This window comes from Shimazuella sp. NTD247, assembly GCF_059510415.1.
The window spans coordinates 134,385-153,472 of the sequence record NZ_JCAJZU010000002.1; the positions used below are offsets into that span (position 1 = coordinate 134,385).

A 19,088-nucleotide genomic window follows, 5' to 3' on the forward strand; every position below is an offset into this window, starting at 1 on the left:
TATTTTTTCCAATTAGGATGAATCTAACATCTCCTTGTCCAGCACTCCTTTAACCGCTACTGATTTTCCTCTTCTTTTAAGCTATTGAAGGATATCTGATAATTACATACAATAAAAACACATACTCCATATCGACTTAAAAAAGATCATAAGATTCATCATCGTAATAAAAATATTGTTTACGTTTCGTTCAATGTATATCTCTACTCTAACTAGCTCTTTGAGTAAGGGGGAAACAGGAATGCTGCATGGAGTGCAATAGGTGTTTTCATATGTTCCCAAATCCTGTACTTGACTGGAGCATATTATAAATCACCTTACTTACCGACTTTAAACTGACCTGCACCCCAAATATCATAGCCGCATGTATGCTCTGTTTTTACATGCTTTTCGGCATCAACCAATTGCATCATTCGAAACTGTTGACTGTAATGCCAAGCTAGCCCAGGGGGATTTTTCCCTTTTAACAAATTTTCCACTACTTCATCATACTGATCTTTGTACTTTTCGCGAAAAAAAATTTCTAACTCTGACCCTTGATTCAAGCGGTTTTTTGCCAAATCTACATTAAACAAGTTTTCATGTTCTCGTTTTGTTCCTAATGTCCGATCTTCTGGCATTACTAGCTTGATATAAGGATGAAACTCAGGAAAACCGTTTTTATCAAAACGAATTCCTGTTTTTGGGTGATATTGATCCGCTAATTCTCCATTCACCACAATCATCGCTCTGCCGCCATAAGAAGGAACAACATACCTTTTTTCTCTCACAGCTAAAAATTTGGTGCTATAAGCAAAGATATTTCGAAGAAGTCCGTTATATACTTGTCTTCGTGCTGTTTCAGGGTCATCAGGAGGAATAAAAGCATCCGGCAGTTCCTCAGGAAGCGCTTGTCTTAAATAAAGCCAAGAATTTTCATATTCCTTCACCTGCTGTGTAATTTTTAGAGCAGTTTGTTTAAATGATGAATAAGCAGGATGAGAGTAAGATATGAGACATTCGACTTGATCTATTTGTGTTTCTGGTCGATTCATAACCAATAGTTCTCCATCATTTTGCGGCCCATAAAAGGAGTTTTGGCTGTCGGACAAATGTTCTGGAGAATAAATTTCCTTTAAGACAATAGGCAGTTGCTCTGCCAGTTTTATTTCTTCATCAATCAATAAAATATAGGAGTCTACAGAACATTTAGCCAACACAATATCTTTTTGTGAGGATAACTTATAAATTTCATTACGAAATGTAAGTACTTTTTTCTGAATTTGTTCGAGATGATCCTTTCTACGATATGCCATCTTCGTCCAATAAGAACTCCATTTTCGTTGAAATATCTTAGATAATTGAGTAGGGGTATACTGATTAGATTGAACATTTTTTTGTATTTCACTGAAATTCATCACATCTTCAAATGAAATTCCTTCGAGTATACCTGTCTCTAATTGATCCCTTTCATTTCTAAACGGTTCAAAATGAACAGCAAAAGTATACAGATCATCTCCTTTAGGTTGTGGCAAAGGACCTGCCTTTGGATAATTTGTGTTAAAGACAAAAATGAAAATCACTATAATCGTAAATCCAATGCTAATGAAAAGTAACAATGCTAATGATTTTATGTCTTCCAATGACAACACCTTCTCACAACAATAAAATTTTTATTGCGCGGTATTTCAGAATTTAACATAAAAGCTATTTTATTTTAATTTTACATATTTTCCGGATTTAATTCATCATTATTTTCATTTTGCTTATGCATTATTTACCAAAAAATGACCCATACTACATCAGATACTATATTTTTAAATGGAGGAGAAAAATGAATACACCTCCGATTCGCTTTCATCGCGAGTGGCTACCTGTTTTTCAAGACAAAATAGAAACCGATAGCGGCTGGGCAAATTGGGATCGATTCCAACTTGCACTAGAAGCGGCAAAACTATCTGCTGTTCCTTCTTTTGATACATTGCTGTGTTTGGAACAATTGCAAGGTATTGAACCTTTGCCTCACCAAGTTGATGTGACTAGACGAGTCATCCAAGAAATGCGCGGTAGAGCCATCCTTGCTGACGAAGTAGGTCTCGGTAAAACGATTGAAGCTGGAATGATACTAAAAGAATATCTGATTCGAGGATTGGTTCAAAAAGTATTGATATTAGTGCCTTCCTCACTTGTGTTGCAATGGACTAGGGAATTAAATCAAAAATTTCAAATCCCAGCTGTTGCACAAAAAAAGGCATGGATGTGGGAAAAATACGACATCATTGTCGCATCGATGGACACAGCAAAAAGAGATCCTCATCGAGAAGTAGTATTAGGACAGCCGTATGATCTATTAATTGTGGATGAAGCACATAAACTCAAAAACCGCCGGACAAAAAACTGGCAGTTTATTAGTGAAATGCAAAAAAAATACTGTCTCCTTTTGACTGCTACACCTGTACAAAATGAATTGGAAGAACTATACAATCTTGTTTCTCTGTTAAAACCTGGTCAATTAGGTAATGAAACTCGATTTCATAAAGATTATGTGGCAGGGAAACGCAAACCAAAAAATGAAGATCAATTACGGCAAGAAATTAGCCAAGTACTTATTCGAAACAGACGAATGGAAAGCAATCTGCCGATGACCAAACGGATAGTAAAAACCATTCCTATTCAACTAACAGAAGAGGAAAAAGCTTTGTATGAAGGAGTAAGTGAATTTGTTCGTGAACGGTATTCTTCCACTAACGATTTAAAGAGCATGTTATCCTTGTTGGTACTGCAAAAAGAAGTATGCAGTAGCAGGGATGCTGTTTTTCTAACGCTTTTTAAGTTGTTTCAAAAAGGAAACAAAGAAAAAGCTTCCATTCCTCCAGAAATTAATCATTTGATACAGTTACTGCGTGCTGTCACTACTTCTTCCAAGGTAGAAGCAGCAGTAAATTTAATCCAAAGTATCCCTGATAAAGTAATCTTATTTACCGAATACCGTGCAACACAAGAAATGCTCATTCGAGCATTAGCTTCCAAAGGTATACAAGCTGTTCCTTACAGAGGCGGATTTAATCGAAATAAAAAAGATTACATGATGGAGCTGTTTCAAAAACGGGCACAAGTAATGATAGCGACAGAAGCAGGTGGAGAAGGGATAAATCTGCAATTTTGCCATCACATTATTAATTTTGATATGCCTTGGAATCCTATGCGTGTGGAGCAGCGCATTGGAAGGGTGCATCGGTTAGGACAAAAAAATGATGTACATATCTACAACTTTGCTACGATCGGCACAATCGAAGAACATATTATTTGGTTATTACATGAAAAAATAGCATTGTTTGAGACTGTGATTGGAGAACTGGAGACAATCTTAGAAGGGTTGGAAAAAGAAGATTCGCTTGAAAAAAATGTAATGGACATTTTGGTAAAAAGTCATGATGAAAAAGAAATAAGAGATCATCTCAGCAAAATCGGAGAAAAATTTCACCAAGCAAAAACAGAAAACCAGCAGGAGCAAGCAAGAAAAGAGGAATTGCTTTGGACCAAATAACTTTACGTCAATTCACAGAACGTTATTTACAAGCGAATGATTGTCACATCTTAGAATCCACGCCTTCTTATTTGCATACACAACTCTCCATAGAAGCAGATAAGGACTTAGTTAATCGTCCTTATTACTGGATGTATGTTGAGAAAATGAATCTGCCAGCAAATCCGGTTCAATTATGTCTTGTATTTGATCCAGAACAACCACCAGAAGGACAACGGGCAGAGTATTTGTTTTATGGTTCCCCCCGTTTTCGACAACTTTTGCGATCTGCTCAAAATCAAGGGAAATTTGTCCGACTATACCAAGAACCTGCACGATGGACACAGTTCTCTTCTCAATCGAAAGGATATGTTCCTTGGATCGCTTTGCATTACCTTGTATCGTATGTATGTGATCAAAAGAAAGATCGACTTGTTTCATACGGTATTAACCTGCAATCGGCTCATATAGAAAAAAACTTCGCAGATCGTCTGCAAATGCACCAATGGTCTCATCGATTACCTGAACGAAGATATACTTTAAGCCCGCAAATGACCATTCAAGAAGCTGTTGGAGAAATTGAATATGCACTGACAGAAGAATTAACAGAAGAAGATCATCAATGGGCTGATGAGGCCGAAAAACGACTGAAAGAGGAATTAACACAAGTAGCCTCCTATTTTCCAGACGAAGAAAAACAAACGGAAGAACAAAAAATAGCAAATACAGCTCGGCGGAGAGAATGTATCTGGCAATTCCACCCCCGAATCGAAGTCAATTTAGTCTCAGCAGGATTGTTTTACTTAGAAGAAAAAAACAAAAGTAATGTATACTAAAAAAGAATCATTTCCTTGAGATGGGATCGTTATGCCTACCAACGTCTACACACTTGAAGGCGATCAGGGTGAGATCATCTATGAGCAGAAAGATAATATCGGACTTCTCAACACGCAGTATACTATTCATTTCGACGGTAAAACTTATAGAGGGCAGGCAAAAGAAGCTCAGGTGCATAAATCCCATATTGCATTCCTGAATCCCGATGCAAAGGGCAACTACAGGGTATTTCTATTCCTGTATCTTCGGCGGGAATCAGGTAAGATCTATGTCCTCAAAGAAATGTAATCATCGATTTCTATAAAAACAAGAAATCTGCCCGGATATAGCATATATCCGGGCACAAAAAAAACAAAGTGCCTAAATATAATACAGTTTAGGCACTTCTTTATATTGCTTACATTATGATCGGCGGCTCGGACAGGTGGTGTCCGAGCCTTCGATCATCCCTGCTGCTTCAGTCGCGAATCCTTGTAAGCGCAACCGCCCAGGATCAAAGCGACAATCAGCAACGGGACACTGAAACCCAGACCCATCCATCCGAACTCGGACGGAGGAACAGAGAGAAGAAGAAACACAGAGACACCACCGATACAAACAGCTCCAGCCCCCATTGAGTGGACATTCTTAGCTGCTTCCGGGGTTTTCTCATCGTCCTTGATCAACTTACTTGTCCTTCCGTACTTACAACTTATCTTTATCTTATCACTTTACAAGCAAATCACAAATGGTTAAATCTTTCCAAAAATTGTTTCGTTCGCTCTTTTTGCGGATTTGTAAACAAACTATTAGGTGTCCCTTGTTCAACGATTTGTCCATCATCCATAAAAACAATGCGATCTGCCACTTCACGGGCAAATGACAGCTCATGGGTAACAATCAACATTGTTTGATTTCCTCTGGCTAATTGCCGAATGGTTGCTAATACTTCCCCAACTAACTCCGGATCTAAAGCGGAAGTAGGTTCATCCAGCAGCAGCACTTCAGGTTCCATCGCTAATGCACGAGCAATCGCTACGCGTTGCTGCTGGCCACCAGACAGCTGATCTGGGAAGACATTTTGTTTTTCTTGTAGTCCAACTTGCATCAATAACTGCTCTGCTTGATATACTGCTTGACTTTCCTTTTTACCTTTTACTTGCACTGGACCTTCCATAACATTTTGTATCACCGTTTTATGCGGGAAAAGGTGAAAACTTTGAAATACCATCCCTGTTTTTCCTCGCAACTGTCTTATTTCTTTATCTGCAACTCTCTTTTTCTCATGGAAAGATAACATTGCAGCGTCAATTTGAATAGAACCTGAAGTTGGAATCTCCAATAAATTTAGACAACGCAATAATGTTGATTTTCCAGATCCACTCGGTCCAATTACAGCTAAAACCTCTCCCCTTCTTACCGAAAGATTTATACCATGCAATACTTCTTGATCGCCAAAACGCTTGACTAGATCGGAAACTCGAATCATATCCACGGTGTCTCCTCCTTACTTCGTAAACTTTCCATATCGATCTTCTAAACGATCTTGAACCCATGCTAACACTGTACATACCATCCAATAAAAGATAGCGACTAATATATACATGGTCAAATAATCGAATTCCCGGCCGCCAATAATTTTCGCTTGATAAAGCATCTCTGGAACCGTAATCATAGAAAGTAAAGATGTATCTTTCACCAAACTCAGTAGTGTGTTTGCTAAAGAAGGCAAAGCAACACGCAGCGCTTGCGGCATAATAATTCGTGTCAAAGCTTGTCCATACGACATGTTAATGGAGTATGCAGCCTCCCATTGTCCCTTAGGAATAGCCAACAACGCACCACGAAATGTTTCTGCTGAATACCCGCCTACATTCAAAGACAATCCAATTACTGCAGCCAAAAAAGGACTCAAATTTAAACCAATCACAGGCAGACCAAAATATAAAATAAAGAGCTGTACTAAAAGCGGGGTGCCACGGATAATGGAGATATACGCCCTTGCAGGATAGCGAAAAATCTTCGCAGAAGACATTCGCATCAGGGCAAAAATTAATCCCAATAACAAACCAAGAACCATCGTTATCAATGTAATAACAATGGTGTACTTTAAACCTGCAAGTACAAACCAAGCTGAACTTTTTGCTAACTGAAAATCAAATAAATTATTCCACTGTATGCCACTCATACTCATGATGGAACCTCACTTTCTATGCAAGGCTTAACTAAAAAAACGGCATCTTTTTGCCAAAAAAGTTGGAAAAAGTAGTTGAATGATTCAACTACTTTCTTTCCTTATTTAGAAGCATCAATACCAAAATATTTTTCGGAAATTTTTGCAAGTGTCCCATCTTTTTTCATATCTTCTATAGCTTTATTCACTTCGTCTACTAATTTTTTGCTGTCTTTTGGGAAAGCAAATGCAGATGATGATTTCTCTACGGGTTCCCCAACCGTTTTTAATGGCAGGTTTGTCTGTTTCATCATTTCAGCAATTGCTAACCGGTCATTCATGCTCAGATCGATTCTACCAGCAGCAACATCTCTCATTGCACTCATCATATCTTCATAAGGTACAATAGTAGCCCCTGCGTCTTGCGCCATTTTGCCATAGTTACTCGTCGTCGTCTGACCAGCTTTTTTCCCTTTGACATCTTTTAGCGTTTTAATCGATGTGTTATCTTTTTTTACAACAATCTGTGCATAGGAAACAGTATATGGTGCAGAGAAATCAAATTTCTTTTGTCGTTCTGGTTTGATTCCTACTTGATTTGCAACCATGTCAATCTTTTTGGAAGATAAACTGGTTAACATACCATCCCAAGGAATTTCTTTGAATTGCACCTTTAAACCAATTCGCTTTCCAACTTCCTTCGCTACTTCCACATCATAACCAGTCAGTGCATTTGTTTTTTCATCATGATAACTAAAAGGTTTATAAGTTCCCTCAGTTCCTACTAGTAATACGCCACTTTCCTTAACTTTGGTATATGTATCGTTAGTAGTTCCTACACTACATCCTGTAAGTAAAGCAAAAGCAAAGACAACAGCAATTACCCAATTTATTCGTTTCATTACCCCGACTCCTCTTAACCTTATTAAGATAAGCATGTTCTAAACTAATATTATTATACATAACATCCGACTTAAGTCAATAAAACCAACCGAATTAGTTGGCTTTTTCATACGAATGACCAGTTAAATATCTTGATAACATTTAACTGGTCATTCGCTCGACTAAGTGATACTGATCATGTCGAGTTACACCGGAACATTTTCTAATCTGGCTCGATGTAAACGGCTAGCAATTTTCTGTGACTCTGTACCATAAATATACTCACCGTTTGACTCACAATGACCAAACCGCAACGAGTTGTTAGAGTCCCTCAACTGTAGCTCGTACGGTTTGAGTCATGAATCTTCCTTGGATATTTCACATGAAAAATAATCACAATAACAAAAAAATGCTCAATCTAATTCAGAATTAAGCATTTCCTTTTTATTTTAAAATCGTTTTCGATTGGTGTTTGGAAATTGATCACTATTTTGCATAAACAATAATTGTGTTTCTACATCATGGATGCGATCTTGTAAATAACGGATTTCTTGATTCAGTCGATAAAATTCCTCTTCATACAGGTTTTCAATTTTATCGATTCTCTTTTCAATATCTCGAGTTCGGCTATGATAACGATCTTCTAACATTTCATATCGACGATCAACACTTTCTAAGAGAACACGTATAATCTCATGTAATTCATTCATGGATAACACCCTTTCCCTTGTCCCTTTCACCTCCTAAATAATACCATCTATTATTTGTTCTATTCAAGCAGGATTTTCCATTATATATGTGGAATAAATCCGGCTCCTTCTCCTCTTCCAAACAATTGTTGGTATACTTTCATCGCATAAGAATCAGTCATACCAGCAATATAATCACATACAACTCTTGCTTTATCCGCTGTAGATATTCCGGATTTAATTAATTGCCGATCATTTGAAGGCAATAAATTTGGTTCATTCATCATTGCTTCAAACAATTGTTTAATCACAAAACGACCTTTCCATGCCATTGTTTGAACGGTTTGAGAATATACTACTTCATCGATGACTAATTTTTTTAATAACGTTAGTAATGTAAAACGTTCGGAAACTAGTTCTACTCGGTATTTTAACCGTGGTGAATTAGTTTTTACATCATTTTCTTTTAATTCCACTCCAAAAACAAAATAACTAATAAGCGCAGAAATTAATTGTTTTAGATCGTACTTAAAATGATCACTACGCAAGAAGTGAGCCTGAAGATCTGGGAAAGCCGATAATACTTCCAGCAATCGAGAAGATGGAATAAATCCTAAGTTAATTGCATCTTCTACATCATGCGTCACATATGCAATATCATCTGCTAATTCTAACAAAGAGCATTCCCAGGCTTTGCGAATCGTCTTCTGGAATCCTTCTTCTGTAGGGAGCGTTGCCATATAATACTTTTTCTCCTCATTCGACAGCGGTTCCATCATCCAAAGAAAAGCATCTTGATCAGCTTGATAAATATTTGCCTTCGGTGGAGTAGCTCGATTTGTATTGGTTCCAATTGCATCATTTAGTAAAATAGGATATTTAACAATCGAATACAATAGTGCTCGAGTTAAATTTAACCCTACCACTTTATCTCCTTCAATTCGAGATAAAATTCGGAATGTCTGAGCGTTCCCTTCAAACCCTCCATACGAATACATACAATCATGCAAAGCCTGTTCCCCATGATGGCCAAATGGTGGGTGTCCAAGATCATGGGCAAGTGCTGCTGCTTCTAATAAAGAAACATCTAATTTAAAATTCTCCCTTAGATTGGAATCATTAGCGTTTAAAAAAATAACAATACTGCGAGCAATCTGTGCAGCTTCCATGGAATGAGTCAATCGAGTTCGATGCAAATCCCCTGCTTCTGAGCCGATCACTTGGGTCTTTGCTTGAAGTCTGCGGAAAGAAGCACTATGTACAATACGACCGTAATCACGCTCAAATGGGTCTCTTGTTTCTAGAGGTGATGTGAAAGTAGATTGCCTTCTCGCTAAATCATCTTGTCGGTAACAAGTATTATCGTGATTAGAATAAATAATCATCGCTTCATCTCCATTCTCAAAGAAAGTTGCAAATAGTTAAGCTTTTTTCTAGTATTATTTCATATGCAGAAGATTTTCGAAGGGAGTATGAAATGGATTTTATCAATAAAATAATAGATGACTTCCAAAGTGTGGATTGGGGCTTTCCAAAAATACATTTGCCGATGTTTGAAAGATTTCATCCTTTTTCAAACCAACAAGATTTTATTGTAATGATCGTTTTTATTATTCTACTTCTATTACTTATTTTATCTCAACAAAAATAAAAAAGTACAATCACAATGATTGTACTCTTTTATTTCTTTTAAGCATGAACGGTTTGCTTTGCAAAATCTTTTGCAACTTCTCTTGCATGTTCAATTGCTTTTGCAACAATTCCTTCTGCTTTACTTGGATCGAAAGCCATACCTTCTGCTACTACTGTCTGTATATCTTTGATGCCAAGGAAGTTTAATACGGTGCGAAGATATCGATCCCCAAACTCCAACTCTTTGGCAGGACCTTCTGAATAAAAGCCGCCACGTGCTTGAATGTGTACAACACCTTTTCCACCAAGTAATCCAATTGGACCATTTTCTGTATAATTAAATGTTTTTCCTGCAATACAGATTGCATCAATATATGCTTTTAATTTAGGAGGGAAGAAAAAGTTCCAGAAAGGTGTGACGAAAACATACTTATCGGCAGAAATAAATTCATCCGTAATTTCAGCTATTCGTTCCACTTTCACTTTTTCTGAAGAAGATAAATCTTCTCCTTTTGCTAATTTCCCCCACCCATTAAATACATCTGCATCAATCATCGGAATATCTATGTTGTAAAGATCAAGATGAACAATTTCATCATTTGGATTTGCTTTTTGGTATTCTTCGAGAAATGCCTTACCTGTGCGAAGACTAAAAGATTCAGCAACAGGCTTCGGATTTGCTGTGATATATAGTACTTTTGCCATCTGTTTACCTCCAAAAAATGATATACTTACTATATGTAAGTATATTAGAATTGATTTTTTTCACATGCCAACAACATGTTTTTAGACATTATTGCTTTGTCTTACTTTTTCCTGAAACTAGAACAAATATGTATACCATTCCTTTCCTATGCTATAAAATGAAAACGACAAAGGATCCTTTCGATAAGGGAAGTCAATGGATGACATATCAGTTGTACGAAAACTACTCAAACTCAGGGAGAAGAGATTGGCTTTTGAAGTACAATGCCAACAGGCAGCGTGCCATCATACTGAGCTAAAAAAAATGCTAACTATCTGCAACGAAACGTTTCAGGCTTTCTGCGAATATGTTGTACACGGTTATCAAGAAGATTTTCACGAAGATTACAACCAAAAAAAGGGGAAAATGATCAATACAATAAAAATGACATCGATCCCGGATTGCCTTGTATCTCTTCTAATCGTTGATCAAGCAGTTTATGATTTGCTCGATAAAAAAGTTTGATCAACGACAGTGAGGTATCTCCTAAAAAAGATACCTCACAACAAAAAAACAGACCTCAAAGGTCTGTCTTCTAATATTGAACAAGTGTCGTAATGTCCAGATCTCCTAATTTTTCTCTGCCATACAGATAAGTCAGTTCAATTAAAAATGCAGCACCAACTATTTCTGCTCCTAATTGCTTTGCTAATTGTAAAGTAGCCGCTATGGTACCTCCTGTTGCCAATAAATCATCAGCAATTAGGACTCTCTGTCCTGGTAAAATCGCATCTTTATGCATCACCAGTGAATCTTTTCCATATTCCAAGTCGTAAGTGACTTCGATCGTTTCATGTGGAAGTTTTTTAGGTTTACGAACTGGTACAAAACCAACCCCAAGTGCATATGCAAGAGGAGCAGCAATTACAAATCCTCGTGCTTCTGGACCAACAATTAGATCAATATGCTGATCTTTATAGATCTCCACCAATTGATCAATCATCGATCGATAAGCAGCTCCGTCTTTTAGTAAAGTGGTGATATCTTTGAAGCGTACTCCAGGTTGTGGAAAATCGGGAATAACCCGAATGGTATCTTTCAAATCCATTTCTTATGCTCCTTCAATTGTTTTCTTCAGTTCACGATAAGAAGAATAAACAAGTGCTTGTAGTACTTCTGATTGATTTATTCCTTGCTGATAAATAACGGATTCATTTAAATCCCGTTTGGATGGCTTCTCATTTACAGCAATATAATTGTCTTCAACTGCTAAAAATTGTAATTCCTGGAAAACATCCATCAGAAACTGAACTGCTTTACGCGATATCCCTATTCTTTTACTCAATGCATCGATACTAGATTGAAGGGGAAGTTTCGCAGTACGTTTACTCCAAAGAGTTTGATACATTAATTTAAATTTTTCTCTGTTTGGTATTACCGGTAGCGAGTATGTCACATCTTCATCACCAAAACAAACATAAATTCTTTCCAATTTGTTTAATTGATGTATGGTTTCCTTTAGACGCTGCACTGTTGGAGGCGAATCTAACAATGCAACTTGCAAGAATGGCAGATCGGCAGGTAACGTCTCATCCCATGTATACAATTGACCAGCTTCGAAATTTATATCACTATACTTTGTTTTATCTGAACAAATACATAAGACGGCCTTGCCGGGTAAATTTGCGATTCGATCTTGTTTTTTATTCGTACGCCAATCAAAAATTTGCAAATGAGAAATTGCTAGATCTCGAATAAACATCTGTACATTTCTGCGACCATTCCACTCATTTATCTGTAATTCTCCTACAATCTTAGTAGGTGCTCCAACCGTTATCTGATCAGCTAACTCGCTGCATCGGAATCGAATTGCCTCCATTTTATTCCCACAAGCATCTTTTAAATGGAGTTTCAAATGATTTGACTGTCCTCCCATCCAATCCACTTTCACTGCTTCTACTTCTTCCAACTGAAACAAAGGAACAGGATTAGCAACACCATAAGGAGCAAGCTGATCCAATGAATCGATTAAATTTATATTTACATCTGATAAAGGAATTTTTTCTTCTATCTTCGTTTGTTTGATGTAATCTTCACTGGAAAGCCATTCATTTGCTAAATTGGTAAGCATTTGATGAAAAGCAGTCAAATTATCAAAAGGCAATGCCATTCCCGCTGCCATTTCATGACCACCGTAGGTAACTAAAAATGATGCAGCTTCAGTAAGTGCTCGGTGCAAATGAAAACCAGGAATACTTCTTGCTGAACCTTTAATCAATCCCGTTTTCTCATCTTTTCCTAAAACAATTGTCGGTCGATAGTATGTTTCAACCAATCGAGAAGCAACAATTCCTACTACCCCAAGATTCCAATCTTCTTGATATACCACTATTACTTTGCGATGTGAATTAGGTGCTGACTCTACCATTGCCATTGCTTCTTGAGTTGCAGTATCCACTAAAGCTTGCCGTTCGATATTTTTTTCATTCAGTTGTGCAGCCAGTAATTTTGCATTGTTACGATCACTCGTTATCAAAAGTTCCACAGCTTTTTTTGCAGAAGCAAGCCTGCCAATCGCATTAATTCTTGGTCCGATTGAGAAACCAACATGCATTGCGTTTACTTTTTTTTCTACCCCTGCAACCTTCATCAGTTCATTTAATCCAATATTTTTTCGTTGATTCATACATTGCAGCCCATATGTCGCAAATATTCGATTTTCCCCTACCAACGGGACTAAATCTGCAATTGTTCCAAGTGCAGTTAAATCTAGTAAATTTTCAGGCACTTTTCCTAAAAGCGCAGTAGCTAATTTGGTAGCTACTCCAACACCAGCGAGTCGTTTATCGGGATAGTTACACATTGGTTTTTTTGGATTGATTACTGCTATTGCTTCTGGTATTTCTGATGATGGCTCATGATGATCGGTAATAATCAAATCCAAACCGATTTCCTTAGCGAATACGGACTGCTCTAAAGCGCTAATACCTGTATCTACGGTTATCATCAAATCTATACCATTATCTTTGGCAATTTGGATAGCATTCTTATGAAGGCCGTATCCTTCTTGAAATCGATCAGGAATATAATAATCAACATCCGCTTCCATTAAATGGAAGGTGTGCAATAACAAACTGGTACTAGAAACTCCGTCGACATCATAATCACCATATATTCGTATTTTTTCTTTCTTTTGAATAGCCAATTGAATGCGATCTACCGCCTCCCTCATCCCATTTAAGAGAAACGGATCATGGAGATCATCTAACGATGGATTTAAAAAATGTTCGATTTCAGCTTTATTTGTAAATCCTCGATTGATTAAAATACGAGCTACTAAAGGATGTAGGGATAATTCTTCAACTAGTTCTGAAACTGCTTGTTCATCAACAGATACAAGCTCCCAACGAGATTTGGGATGTAACACAAACGCTAGCTCCTTTCCATATTTACATGATAAAACCGCGATTAACGCGGTTTTTGTGTACACAAGTTTATTATGCAGAAGCAAGTTTCTTTTTCATTGATCGCCAAGTCCAAACAACCCATATTTGACTTGCAATAAAAATGGAAGAATATGCCCCAGAAATCAATCCCAAAACAAGAGCAAGAGAGAAATTGCGAATACTCTCTCCACCTAAAATAATAAGAGCAAGAGCAGCTAATAATACGGTTACTACAGTATTTATCGATCGAACCAATGTCTGACAAATACTCTCATTAACCATCTGTGATAATTCTTCCCATCTCTTCGGTTGAAGTTTTTGGAAATTCTCGCGGATACGGTCAAAAATAACGATGGTATCATTGATCGAATAACCGATGATTGTCAATATCGCAGCGATAAAAACAACATCTACTTCTATTTGAAAAATAGAAAATATCCCAATCGTAAATATTGCATCATATAACAAGGTAATAACAGCAGCGACAGCAAAGCGATATTCAAATCGGATAGAAACATAAATCACAATTGCCACACAAGACAACAAGGTAGCAATAATTGCATTTCTTGCCAGTTCACGGCCAATAATTGGATCTACTACCTGTGATTGAATACTAACTTTTGTTGCAAACTGCTTATTAAATGCATTTTCAATCTCAGTAACTTTTGCGGGAGTAATGGTTTTGGAGGTTCGAAAAATGAGCACATCTGATTTCTTACCTCCCACTCGAGCATTCGGCTCTTTGTATCCAAGGTTTGTTAGGAGATCTTTTGATTTATCAATATCCACCTTTTTTCCTATCGATATATCCAACCTCGTTCCACTGACGAAATCAATTCCTAAATTCAATTGCTGCACAAATAAAGAGACTACGCCTGCAATGATAAGTAAGATGGATATCCCAAAAAACAATTTTCGCTTCCCGACAAAATCTATACTATAAGTCACTAATCTCATCCTCTTTCACATTAAACCATCTTGGTTTATTCAGCAAATTGGAGTGAACCAAGAGATTTACCATAATACGAGATAAGGCTACTGCCGTTATCAAACTAACAATAATACCCGCGATCAAAGACACAGAAAACCCTTTTACTGCTGCTGTCCCGAAATAAAATAATAATAAGGAAGCAACAATTGTTGTCACGTGAGCGTCAATAATAGTGAGAAAAGATCGCTTGGAACCAGTTTTCACAGCAGATTTGACACTTTTTCCGTGCCTTAATTCTTCTCGTATCCGTTCATTCATAATGATATTGGCATCCACGGCTATCCCAATTCCTAAAATAAACGCAGCTAATCCTGGTAGGGTGAGGGTCATATTTAATGCATCAAAAACGAGCAAGACGAGATATCCATATGCAATAAGTGTAAGAACCGCAACAAACCCAGGCAAACGGTAATAACCAATCACAAAGATGAAAATAGCCAAGACTGCATACGCACCTGCTTTTAAGCTATCTTTTAACGCTTCTTCTCCAAGACTAGCGTCTACTGCATAGCTCTGTACTTCTGTCAGTTTGATCGGAAGCGCACCAGCATTGAGCAGACTAGCTAGATCTTGTGCTGCTTCAGGAGATTCTTGTCCACTTATTTGAGCACGACCGCCTGGAATCGCTTGCACAATTGTAGGTGCGCTCAATTGATTTTCATCTAAATAAATTGGCATTGGCTGCCCTATGTATTTCCTGGTAATATTTTCAAATTTTTTGGCATCAGACAATTGGATTTCTACCACTGGTTGATTGTTTTGATCATAACCTACTTTTGCGCTACCTGGTTTTAAATCGGTTCCTTTGAGCAGGATTTTTTTACCAGTTGGATCACGAAAAGTTAATTGTGCTGGCTTTCCTATGATATCACGAGCTTTTTTTTGATCTTTTACACCAGCAATCTGTACACGAATACGATTAGGAGGTTCGATCGTTATATCTGGTTCTGTCACGCCAAGAATATCTATCCGGTTTCGAATAGCACTTGCAGTTTGATTCAATATATCTGTATCCACTTTTTGGTTGGGAGCGGCTTGATAGAGCACCTCAAAACCACCTTGCAAATCTAATCCTTTTGTAATTCTCCCCCAGATCGTTTCTGTTGTAGACAAAACCGTTCCAAGAATTATTACAGTAAGGATGATGAATATTACAATTTTACCACGCTTTACTTTCATTCTTCATACTCCCTTATCTGCACTTAAAAATCTTTCGCTAAAAAATACATACTCATTATCCCAGCAGCGGACAAACGTTGTCAAATGGGACAAGCAAATATTTTCGACTATTTATAGCCAGTACATTATTGCGAAAAATAGCGACCTGTCGGGTCGCTTACCTTATCAGTCGGTTTTATAGACACTGAGCATTAACCAGTTCATAAATCGATTTGCTTTTAACGACATAATATCGTTTACTAAACGATTTAATCTCGGCCATCCTCTTCGATACCCTTCTGATACACATGCCCAGATCTGTTCTCCTGTAACATCTTCATACCCATACATACGAAATTCTGCAGCTTTGCTATCACATAAATCTTCAATACAACCTCGCAATTCTTCTTCTGTCAATAATTCGACATCTTGTCGATTTGTAATACTACTTACAGCTCGTAAAGATTTTGCCATTTTCGATCTTTCCTTTCTATAAGTTGCTAGTATGGCAAAAATTCGACACAGATCATGTCGCTTCCTGCTAAACATCAACTTCCTGACATGGATTAGCCGGACAAGGCATACAGTTCTATAAAGGACTTAAGTGAACGAGAAGGAGAGGCAATATGTCCAAACAAGGCTTTCTATATGGCACAATTATCCTGGTAGGCGCTGGATTTATCACCAAAATATTGGGATTTGTTTATCGCATTGCCTTGTCACGCATTATTGGTGACGAGGGAATGGGACTGTTCCAAATGGTTTTCCCCATCCTTATTTTTGCAGTAGTGATAACAACCGCAGGTATTCCAGTGGCTATATCCAAATTGGTATCAGAGGCAGAAGCACGTAATGAAGAAGAACGTATCCCTGCAATCCTTATTGTATCAATCTTTATTGTAATCTTCACCAGTGTAATCATTGCCATTTCTATCTATTTTGGGGCATCCAAAATAGCACATATGCTACTGACCGATGGGAGAACAATATATACATTGCTAGCCATCACTCCTGTAATACCAATAATCGCTATCTCATCTATTTTTCGAGGGTATTTTCAAGGCCGACAAAATATGAGCCCCTATGCAATTGCACAAATTTTGGAACAAATGGTACGTATCTTTACTGTAATATTCCTTGCCCAATACTTGCTTCCATTTGGAATTGCTTACGCAGCGGCCGGAGCAATGCTAGGAATGGTAGTGGGAGAATTTGTAGGGATGATTTATATTTATATCAGTTATCGAAGAGATGAAAAATATACTCCCTTGTATCTTTTTCGAAAACCGAAACACTTACGCCGAAGTATCGCCGAAGTACTTCGTGTATCTGTCCCAGTCACACTCAGTCGAATGATTGGTTCCTTTTCGTATGCATTAGAACCGATCGTAGTAGCTCAGAGTTTGGCGTTAGCAGGAATCACTACTTCTGTTGCCACTGCGTTATATGGTCGGTTAGAAGGAATGGCGATGCCTCTTATATTTTTCCCAACGTTTATTACCTATGCCTTGACCGTTTCCTTAGTCCCTGCAATTAGTGAAGCAGCAGCACAAAACCAAACCAAGCTAGTTGAACATCGTCTACAGCAAGCAATTCGTTTGTCTCTTTTAATTGGCGCTCCTTGTACTGTATTTATTCTCATATTAGCTGAACCTTTATCTGTCCTACTTTATCATAAAAAAGAAATCGCTCATATGATTTATTTAATTGCTCCCGTTTCTTTTATTCATTATTTGCAAGGTCCTTTTGCATCTGTTCTACAAGGTTTAGACAAAGCTAATATCGCCATGCGGAACTCTATCATCGGCGCTGTATTGAAAATTCCTTTGATTTTTTTACTCGCATCTCAGCCTTCATTAGGGATTGATGGAGTTGCTATCTCGGTAAATATCGGCATTATTCTTGTTACTGGGTTGCATTTTATCAGCATATTAAAATATGTACCTATTTCTTTGCATATAAAACCGATGACAAAATTGACTTTATCCGTGCTCATAATGGGTGCAGTTGCCTATTATTTGATCCACCAAAATGGACTCCCTTTACTCCAAAAAGTATTTTTCACTAGTACTTGCAGTTTTGGTATTTATTTCATCTGTCTGCTTCTTTTTAGCCTGATACGTAAAGGAGATGTCAATCGAATTCCTTATATCGGAAGATGGATTGCAATTGTGTTACCAAATTAATGCTTTTTGTCTTTTGCATCGATAAAAAGTTTCCCTTCATAATTCACACTAACATAAAAAATATCTCGGAGTTCTTTATAGCCTTTCTTACGAAGTTCTTTTTTTAACCAAAAACGATTTTGACCAAGCTGTTCTAATCCATCCTCTAGTATTTTGCCTTCTAACACAACAGGAATAGGCGGATGAAATGTTTTTAAATGGCTAATGTGCAGATCTTCTTTTGTTACAGGTGCTTTATTCATTTTTGGAAAAACGCTTAATTTTCCAGATGTCTCTAATATCGCAAATTCAACATCAGATACACTCGCAATATTTTTTTCTCGCAGTTGCATCATCAAATCATCCATATTGTATCTGCTTTTAGCCATAACGTGATCAAGTATTTTTCCATGCTGTACAATCACAGTCGGCTCTCCATCAACTAGATGACGAATTCGTTTGCTCTTTAGCATCATGTAAGACAGTACAATCTGAAGCAGAACAATAGCGATAATTGGAAGAATCCCTATGACTAAAGGTTGTTCTTTATTTTCTAATGCCATAGCAGAAAGGTCTGCGATCATAAACGATACAATCAAATCGAAAACAGATAACTTCCCTATTTCTCTCTTACCCATCAAACGCATCATCATTAAAACAAAAAAGTAAATAAAAATGGTTCGTAGTAACAACGTTACCATGTTAGGGAACTCCCTTCTGCCCTGTTCCCTATCTATTTTGATCGCAAACAAAAATTCTATGTATTGGGTCGAAAAAAACCAATAAGATAACTGAACCCTTCCGTTATGTTCATTTATTTTGAAGAATGCTTGCTATTCGCAAAAAAATTACTGCTTAGAACCTTGTTATTCTCTCCGAGATCAGGCAACTTATAGGAATGAATCACACCGAAGAGCCCCAGTAAATTTTGGACGGAAAAAGCATA

Annotated in this window: 20 protein-coding genes; 6 read left to right on the forward strand and 14 right to left on the reverse strand. The window is 37.3% G+C overall.

The window, feature by feature from the left end:
• Positions 1-317: 317 nt before the first annotated feature.
• Positions 318-1,622: an HNH endonuclease gene (locus AC5WOC_RS05005; RefSeq protein ID WP_496054300.1), complete on the reverse strand. Its 1,305-nt coding sequence runs from the start codon at positions 1,620-1,622 to the stop codon at positions 318-320.
• Between the two features lie 191 nt (positions 1,623-1,813).
• Between AC5WOC_RS05005 and AC5WOC_RS05010 the strand changes: the two genes are divergently transcribed.
• The 3 genes from AC5WOC_RS05010 to AC5WOC_RS05020 are packed head-to-tail and all read left to right on the forward strand — an operon-like array spanning position 1,814 to position 4,630.
• Entirely contained in the window at positions 1,814-3,526 is a 1,713-nt protein-coding gene (locus AC5WOC_RS05010; protein WP_496054301.1) for a DEAD/DEAH box helicase, read from the forward strand.
• Positions 3,514-4,341 (forward strand): YqhG family protein, encoded by an 828-nt coding sequence (locus tag AC5WOC_RS05015; protein ID WP_496054302.1) that lies wholly within the window; start codon positions 3,514-3,516, stop codon positions 4,339-4,341. Before AC5WOC_RS05010 ends, AC5WOC_RS05015 begins: the two co-directional genes overlap by 13 nt.
• 31 nt (positions 4,342-4,372) lie before the next feature.
• Positions 4,373-4,630, forward strand: a complete 258-nt coding sequence (locus tag AC5WOC_RS05020) for a hypothetical protein (RefSeq protein WP_496054303.1) — start codon at positions 4,373-4,375, stop codon at positions 4,628-4,630.
• Positions 4,631-4,785: 155 nt separating this feature from the next.
• On the opposite strand, the gene AC5WOC_RS05025 is transcribed toward AC5WOC_RS05020, so the two are convergent.
• The 6 genes from AC5WOC_RS05025 to AC5WOC_RS05050 all read right to left on the reverse strand — a co-directional run bounded on the left by AC5WOC_RS05025 (position 4,786) and on the right by AC5WOC_RS05050 (position 9,450).
• The gene (locus tag AC5WOC_RS05025; RefSeq protein ID WP_496054304.1) at positions 4,786-5,007 is read right to left on the reverse strand and encodes a hypothetical protein; all 222 of its coding nucleotides are present in this window, start codon (positions 5,005-5,007) and stop codon (positions 4,786-4,788) included.
• Between the two features lie 56 nt (positions 5,008-5,063).
• The gene (locus AC5WOC_RS05030) at positions 5,064-5,810 is read right to left on the reverse strand and encodes an amino acid ABC transporter ATP-binding protein (protein ID WP_496054948.1); all 747 of its coding nucleotides are present in this window, start codon (positions 5,808-5,810) and stop codon (positions 5,064-5,066) included.
• Between the two features lie 18 nt (positions 5,811-5,828).
• A complete protein-coding gene (locus tag AC5WOC_RS05035) occupies positions 5,829-6,509 on the reverse strand; it encodes an amino acid ABC transporter permease (protein ID WP_496054949.1) in 681 nt (226 codons plus the stop codon).
• 107 nt (positions 6,510-6,616) lie between these two features.
• Complete coding sequence (locus AC5WOC_RS05040; protein ID WP_496054305.1) at positions 6,617-7,396, reverse strand: transporter substrate-binding domain-containing protein; 780 nt, start codon at positions 7,394-7,396, stop codon at positions 6,617-6,619.
• Positions 7,397-7,825: 429 nt separating this feature from the next.
• On the reverse strand, positions 7,826-8,086 hold the full coding sequence (locus tag AC5WOC_RS05045; protein WP_496054306.1) for a hypothetical protein: 261 nt from the start codon (positions 8,084-8,086) through the stop codon (positions 7,826-7,828).
• A gap of 80 nt (positions 8,087-8,166) precedes the next feature.
• The gene (locus tag AC5WOC_RS05050; protein WP_496054307.1) at positions 8,167-9,450 is read right to left on the reverse strand and encodes an anti-phage deoxyguanosine triphosphatase; all 1,284 of its coding nucleotides are present in this window, start codon (positions 9,448-9,450) and stop codon (positions 8,167-8,169) included.
• Between the two features lie 92 nt (positions 9,451-9,542).
• On the opposite strand from AC5WOC_RS05050, the gene AC5WOC_RS05055 reads away from it, so the two are divergent.
• On the forward strand, positions 9,543-9,716 hold the full coding sequence (locus tag AC5WOC_RS05055; protein ID WP_496054308.1) for a hypothetical protein: 174 nt from the start codon (positions 9,543-9,545) through the stop codon (positions 9,714-9,716).
• A gap of 38 nt (positions 9,717-9,754) precedes the next feature.
• Here AC5WOC_RS05055 and AC5WOC_RS05060 read toward each other — a convergent pair whose 3' ends face one another.
• Positions 9,755-10,402: an FMN-dependent NADH-azoreductase gene (locus AC5WOC_RS05060; protein WP_496054309.1), complete on the reverse strand. Its 648-nt coding sequence runs from the start codon at positions 10,400-10,402 to the stop codon at positions 9,755-9,757.
• Between the two features lie 247 nt (positions 10,403-10,649).
• On the opposite strand from AC5WOC_RS05060, the gene AC5WOC_RS05065 reads away from it, so the two are divergent.
• A complete protein-coding gene (locus AC5WOC_RS05065; protein WP_496054310.1) occupies positions 10,650-10,907 on the forward strand; it encodes a hypothetical protein in 258 nt (85 codons plus the stop codon).
• Between the two features lie 70 nt (positions 10,908-10,977).
• Here AC5WOC_RS05065 and AC5WOC_RS05070 read toward each other — a convergent pair whose 3' ends face one another.
• From AC5WOC_RS05070 to AC5WOC_RS05090, 5 genes are all read right to left on the reverse strand, one after another.
• Positions 10,978-11,490, reverse strand: coding sequence for an adenine phosphoribosyltransferase (locus AC5WOC_RS05070; protein ID WP_496054311.1), 513 nt, complete (start codon positions 11,488-11,490; stop codon positions 10,978-10,980).
• A gap of 3 nt (positions 11,491-11,493) precedes the next feature.
• Positions 11,494-13,809: a single-stranded-DNA-specific exonuclease RecJ gene (gene recJ / locus AC5WOC_RS05075; RefSeq protein ID WP_496054312.1), complete on the reverse strand. Its 2,316-nt coding sequence runs from the start codon at positions 13,807-13,809 to the stop codon at positions 11,494-11,496.
• A 70-nt stretch (positions 13,810-13,879) separates the two neighbouring features.
• On the reverse strand, positions 13,880-14,776 hold the full coding sequence (gene secF, locus AC5WOC_RS05080; RefSeq protein WP_496054313.1) for a protein translocase subunit SecF: 897 nt from the start codon (positions 14,774-14,776) through the stop codon (positions 13,880-13,882).
• The gene (secD, locus tag AC5WOC_RS05085; RefSeq protein ID WP_496054314.1) at positions 14,766-15,998 is read right to left on the reverse strand and encodes a protein translocase subunit SecD; all 1,233 of its coding nucleotides are present in this window, start codon (positions 15,996-15,998) and stop codon (positions 14,766-14,768) included. The genes secF and secD overlap by 11 nt, the downstream gene beginning before the upstream one ends.
• 165 nt (positions 15,999-16,163) lie before the next feature.
• Complete coding sequence (locus AC5WOC_RS05090; RefSeq protein WP_496054315.1) at positions 16,164-16,451, reverse strand: post-transcriptional regulator; 288 nt, start codon at positions 16,449-16,451, stop codon at positions 16,164-16,166.
• Between the two features lie 152 nt (positions 16,452-16,603).
• On the opposite strand from AC5WOC_RS05090, the gene spoVB reads away from it, so the two are divergent.
• Positions 16,604-18,163 carry a stage V sporulation protein B gene (gene spoVB, locus AC5WOC_RS05095; protein WP_496054316.1) on the forward strand — a complete coding sequence of 520 codons (1,560 nt, stop codon included), beginning with the start codon at positions 16,604-16,606 and terminating at the stop codon, positions 18,161-18,163.
• Here spoVB and AC5WOC_RS05100 read toward each other — a convergent pair.
• Complete coding sequence (locus AC5WOC_RS05100) at positions 18,160-18,843, reverse strand: DUF421 domain-containing protein (RefSeq protein WP_496054317.1); 684 nt, start codon at positions 18,841-18,843, stop codon at positions 18,160-18,162. The genes spoVB and AC5WOC_RS05100 overlap by 4 nt on opposite strands.
• Positions 18,844-19,088: the final 245 nt, after the last annotated feature.

Coding starts and splice junctions, on each gene's coding strand:
- AC5WOC_RS05050 (WP_496054307.1), bottom strand. CDS start 9,450: ATGATTATTTATTCTAATCACGATAATACTTGTTACCGACAAGATGAT.
- AC5WOC_RS05020 (WP_496054303.1), top strand. CDS start 4,373: ATGCCTACCAACGTCTACACACTTGAAGGCGATCAGGGTGAGATCATC.
- AC5WOC_RS05030 (WP_496054948.1), bottom strand. CDS start 5,810: ATGATTCGAGTTTCCGATCTAGTCAAGCGTTTTGGCGATCAAGAAGTA.
- AC5WOC_RS05045 (WP_496054306.1), bottom strand. CDS start 8,086: ATGAATGAATTACATGAGATTATACGTGTTCTCTTAGAAAGTGTTGAT.
- secD (WP_496054314.1), bottom strand. CDS start 15,998: ATGAAAGTAAAGCGTGGTAAAATTGTAATATTCATCATCCTTACTGTA.
- AC5WOC_RS05060 (WP_496054309.1), bottom strand. CDS start 10,402: ATGGCAAAAGTACTATATATCACAGCAAATCCGAAGCCTGTTGCTGAA.
- AC5WOC_RS05040 (WP_496054305.1), bottom strand. CDS start 7,396: ATGAAACGAATAAATTGGGTAATTGCTGTTGTCTTTGCTTTTGCTTTA.
- AC5WOC_RS05010 (WP_496054301.1), top strand. CDS start 1,814: ATGAATACACCTCCGATTCGCTTTCATCGCGAGTGGCTACCTGTTTTT.
- AC5WOC_RS05055 (WP_496054308.1), top strand. CDS start 9,543: ATGGATTTTATCAATAAAATAATAGATGACTTCCAAAGTGTGGATTGG.
- AC5WOC_RS05090 (WP_496054315.1), bottom strand. CDS start 16,451: ATGGCAAAATCTTTACGAGCTGTAAGTAGTATTACAAATCGACAAGAT.
- spoVB (WP_496054316.1), top strand. CDS start 16,604: ATGTCCAAACAAGGCTTTCTATATGGCACAATTATCCTGGTAGGCGCT.
- AC5WOC_RS05070 (WP_496054311.1), bottom strand. CDS start 11,490: ATGGATTTGAAAGATACCATTCGGGTTATTCCCGATTTTCCACAACCT.
- AC5WOC_RS05100 (WP_496054317.1), bottom strand. CDS start 18,843: ATGGTAACGTTGTTACTACGAACCATTTTTATTTACTTTTTTGTTTTA.
- AC5WOC_RS05035 (WP_496054949.1), bottom strand. CDS start 6,509: ATGAGTGGCATACAGTGGAATAATTTATTTGATTTTCAGTTAGCAAAA.